The organism is Microcystis sp. M53603_WE2, from assembly GCF_030065435.1.
Genome location: NZ_JASJFF010001019.1, coordinates 1 through 4,197, shown reverse-complemented (window position 1 = coordinate 4,197; position 4,197 = coordinate 1). Strand labels below are relative to the sequence as shown.

Here is a 4,197-nt window from a genome sequence, read left to right as displayed (position 1 = left end):
CCACACCCCACACCCCACACCCCACACCCTGCCCCCAGGAAAAACTTTTTGCCGCAAACCCTAGGTAATTGACCACCTGAAAATGGGTCAAACCCGACACCCCACACCCTGCCCCCAGGAAAAACTTTTTGCCGCAAACCCTATTTATTCTCCCTTCTCCCCTCTCCCTTCTCCCCTTTCCCCTTTCCCTTCTCTGCAATAATTACTCGCAGCCAGAAGTCCATTGGGCTAATATCATACTTTGTGCTTTTTGTCAAAAAAACTTTTTTTTTGCAATAAAACTACACAAAAAAAAGATCATCGTTGCCCGTGAAATTGACTGATTTACCCGTCTTAATTAGGATCACCCTGTAGGTGTGGCAAGGGTTTCAACCATTGCTACCCAAAAAAGCACAGAATAACCGATTATGAAATTCTATCAAATCGCTGTCACCATTGTAACATCGTTGTTAAATAAAAATCTTTCTCAATTAATTCTTAAGAATTTGTAAATATTGCGGAATGTTAATTTAAATATTCTCAAGTTTTTGGAGTCAATCAATAATTTTTACTTATCTTTGTCGAACATTGGGTGAGGAGTCAGGAATCAGGAGATAGGGGGGTCACTGCTTGCGCGTTGCGGGGGGTTTTGGGGTGATAGGGTGATGAGACAGCTTCCCCACTTCCCCACTTCATAATTCATAATTCCCAATCCATCACTGATGACTGAAAACCGAGACAATTTTCTGAGGACTTTTTTTAATGGTGGAAACCGGATCGGGGTCATTTTCTTCCCTAGCCACGCGGATTAAGAGGGCGGCTAAAAAGAGACTGGCTAAACTGGAACTGCCGCCATAACTAAAGAGAGGGAAAGGTAAGCCGGTAGTGGGTAAAGAACCAGTAGCCACACCGATATTTAACAGGGATTGACCGATTAAAATTACCATCGCCCCGATCGCCACTAATTTTTTGATGCGATGACGACATTTAACCGCCACGATGAGGGCGAGAGTAGCGTAGAGAAATAGCATGATTAACAGTAAAATACCGCCAATAAAACCAAATTCCTCGCCAAAGACAGCGAAAATAAAATCCGTATCCGGGAAGGGTAGATAAGATAATTTTTGTAGGGATAAACCGTAACCGCTGCCGGTGGTTCCGCCAGAACCGATCGCCAGTAAACTCTGCACTAATTGATAACCATCACCCCGGGGATCCTGCCAGGGGTTTAAGAAAGACAAAATCCGTTTTCTCTGGTATTCGCGGAAAGTAACACTAACCACGGCCATAGTTACACCCAGTAAAGCGGTGCTGGTCATGTAGGATAAAGGCAGACCGGAGGCAAGAGCGATCAGCCAGAGAGTTATACCACACAGAGCAGTGGTACTCAAGTTAGGTTGTAAGAGGATGCCCGCTAGAATTAGCCCAAAAATAGCGATCCAAGTTAACCGTTGATTGACATTTAAACGCGGCCAACCACCGAAAACCGCCGCCCCTTGCAGGACGAGAAACGGTTTCATAAATTCCGACGGTTGCAAGAGAATCGGCCCGATTTTAATCCAACGGGTGGCACCGTTGATATTAGTTCCCAAACCGGGGATAAGAGTGATCAAAATTAATCCTAAAACTAATAAAATCATCCAGGGTGCGATTTTGAGGAGTTTCTCGATCGGCAATCGCACCAGGAAATTAAAGCCAATTAAGCCAATCCAAAGCCAGATTAATTGGCGGATAAAATAGTATAGTCCGTTATCAAAGCGACTGTCAGCCAGAGCGTAGGAAGCGGAAAAAAGCACCACTAACCCGACTAACAGCCACAAAAAAGTCATCCAGCGCAATAATCGCGCTTCGGCTGACCAGTTTTTCACATCGGGGTCAAAAATAGGAATAATGTATTGCCACACGGAGATTTTCGAGAAGAAGTATCTTGTACAGATTAACCGAAAAGACTAGGCTCGATCGCAGTTTGTTCCACTATCCGACGGCGACATGACCGATTAAACCGACATTTTCACCGTGCCATTCTAGGGTATCACCGATCGCCTGACCGTCGTGATAGGCAGCCAAGAGAATTTCCGCCGTTTTCCCCCAAACAATATTCCCCTGACGATCAAGGGAAATCATGCCCAGATCCCGACCATTGGTTTGGGATTCGCGCATCGATTTCTCCACGGCAGCGGCGAGGGAAAAACCATCGGTGACGCGAATGACCACCTTAGCGGCTAAACACTCATCGATAATATCTTCCCCGACTCCCGTACAACTTACGCCGGCCCATGGATTCGCATAATTGCCGGCCGGCATGGCACTGTCACTAACGCGACCGATTCTTTCTAATCCCTTCCCTCCGGTAGAAGTTCCGGCGGCGATGTCTCCTTGTTGATCAAGGGCCACTACCCCGATAGTTCCCCGTTGTGCTGACGAATCGGCGAATAAACGGGCCATTTTGCGATTAAAATTCGTCTTTCTTTCCTCCATCCATTCTTGAATCCGATAATCGGTGAGGGGATCATAGAGGGGAATTTGTAATTCTCGGGCCAGATCTGCAGCTCCAATTTCCGAGAGAATGCGATCCTCTTGACTTTGGAGAAATTGAGCCAGGCTAATGGGATTCTGTACCCGCGAGACGTTAATGACACCGCTTAAACGCTGGTGACGACCATCCATCAAGGCTGCACTCATTCGCACCTGACCGTCCGATTGCACCACCGAACCGGTCCCGGCATTAAATCGCGGTTCATCCTCCAGTAACATACATCCTTTTGTCACCGCCTCCACAGCACTAGCACCATTGTCAAGGAGGTTGTAAATATTCTTAACAATCCCCCGGAGAGAATCGCGGACTGATTCTAAACCACCTTTGTCCTCTAGGGAACTCGCTCCCCCATGAATAATTAACTTCGGATTTACTTTGGTCATTATTGTCCCAATATCACATTACCGATCGGATCTAAACTATCACGTTATCGCTACTCCGCTTCGCCAGTGCCGTCTTAACCGGTAAGTAGGGTTTGCGGCAAAAAGTTTTTCGTGGGGACAGGGTGCGGGGTGTGGGGTGTGGGGTGTGGGGTTTTACCCATTTTCAGGGGTTCAATTACCTAATTTTCAGGGAAAAAGTCCAGGGATTTTGCCCCGATCACTCCCAGATCCGGTACTTTTTGATTGACAAAAGATCTAAAAGTGTTACCCAACAAGGTTTTCAGATTTATTCAGCCAACCCTAATTACTCACCGTTCGCTCCTTTCTGGAAGCGAGAATTTGCTCAATTGTCTCAAATACAGTCTAGCCAACACATTGACCGTTCTCACCGAAATTTATCAGTACATAAAGACTATTTTGAGGTTAACGAATTGATTGGGGATTTGAGTGGGTAAGTGCCAATCAACCCCCTCAAAGCCTAATTATCAACGAGCCTTGAAAAGAGGGCGAACGAGGGGACTTGAACCCCCGAGTGGTGGAACCACAATCCACTGCCTTAACCACTTGGCTACGCTCGCCGTACACCTTTTCGAGTATAGCACAAGACGAATGGTTGACAAGAGGTTTTTTATCCTAATTCAGGCTATGGTTAGGGTAAGTGAGTGATGATTTGAGAGCTTATGAAATTGGCGCGGTTAGGGGGAATAGTGTTAGGAGTGGTTTTAGGGGGAATTGCGGGGATATTGCTGACAACTAACCCCAATCGTCAAGATTACGAACAATACGCTTCCCAGAGGTTAACTAGCTATCTTAGGGATAATGTCTGCGCTCGGGCGCAAGCTTCCCTCGATGTGCAAGCTCTCTTGCGGGGTTACTGTAAAATGTTGGTGGATACGGGTCAACCTTTTCTACAAGAAGCGATCGCCAGCAAGACTACTAGAAAGAATTTTCTCATTTTCAGTGTTTATCAAACGGAATTATGGTTCCCTCCCCCTTTACCTAGTTACCACTTCAGCAGCGTCGGTTTTTTGAATAAATTATACATCTACGAAGCTTTAGAACTGTAATCAGGCCATGGGTGTGGGGATTTTTAAAACCTAGACCCAAACTAACTTTTGGATAAGATGCACAGTTGGCATTCATAGCTTGATTCAGTAAGGCCTACTTTTCTTCTTGTCTTCTTGCTGCTCATTGGTCTAAAATTTCGGCGTGAACTTGGCGAGTAATTGGATAAAAATAGGCAAGAATTAAGCTAATGATCAGGAAAAATGCTGGTAAAGGGGCAATTGCTAGGCGAAT

At 45.8% G+C, this 4,197-nt stretch carries 3 protein-coding genes and 1 tRNA gene; 1 reads left to right on the top strand and 3 read right to left on the bottom strand.

Going from position 1 to position 4,197, the window contains the following annotated elements; translation table 11 throughout:
• Window positions 1-695 precede the first annotated feature (695 nt).
• The 3 genes from PX481_RS21470 to PX481_RS21460 form a co-directional block, all read right to left on the bottom strand.
• Window positions 696-1,883 carry an FtsW/RodA/SpoVE family cell cycle protein gene (locus PX481_RS21470; RefSeq protein ID WP_288027106.1) on the bottom strand — a complete coding sequence of 396 codons (1,188 nt, stop codon included), beginning with the start codon at window positions 1,881-1,883 and terminating at the stop codon, window positions 696-698.
• A 70-nt stretch (window positions 1,884-1,953) separates the two neighbouring features.
• Complete coding sequence (locus PX481_RS21465; protein ID WP_002757342.1) at window positions 1,954-2,898, bottom strand: isoaspartyl peptidase/L-asparaginase; 945 nt, start codon at window positions 2,896-2,898, stop codon at window positions 1,954-1,956.
• Between the two features lie 505 nt (window positions 2,899-3,403).
• Window positions 3,404-3,476: transfer RNA gene (locus PX481_RS21460), tRNA-His, on the bottom strand.
• Window positions 3,477-3,578: 102 nt separating this feature from the next.
• Here PX481_RS21460 and PX481_RS21455 point away from each other — a divergent pair.
• Window positions 3,579-3,965: a DUF4359 domain-containing protein gene (locus tag PX481_RS21455; protein ID WP_288095891.1), complete on the top strand. Its 387-nt coding sequence runs from the start codon at window positions 3,579-3,581 to the stop codon at window positions 3,963-3,965.
• The last annotated feature ends 232 nt before the right edge of the window (window positions 3,966-4,197 follow it).

Coding starts and splice junctions, on each gene's coding strand:
- PX481_RS21465 (WP_002757342.1), bottom strand. CDS start 2,898: ATGACCAAAGTAAATCCGAAGTTAATTATTCATGGGGGAGCGAGTTCC.
- PX481_RS21455 (WP_288095891.1), top strand. CDS start 3,579: ATGAAATTGGCGCGGTTAGGGGGAATAGTGTTAGGAGTGGTTTTAGGG.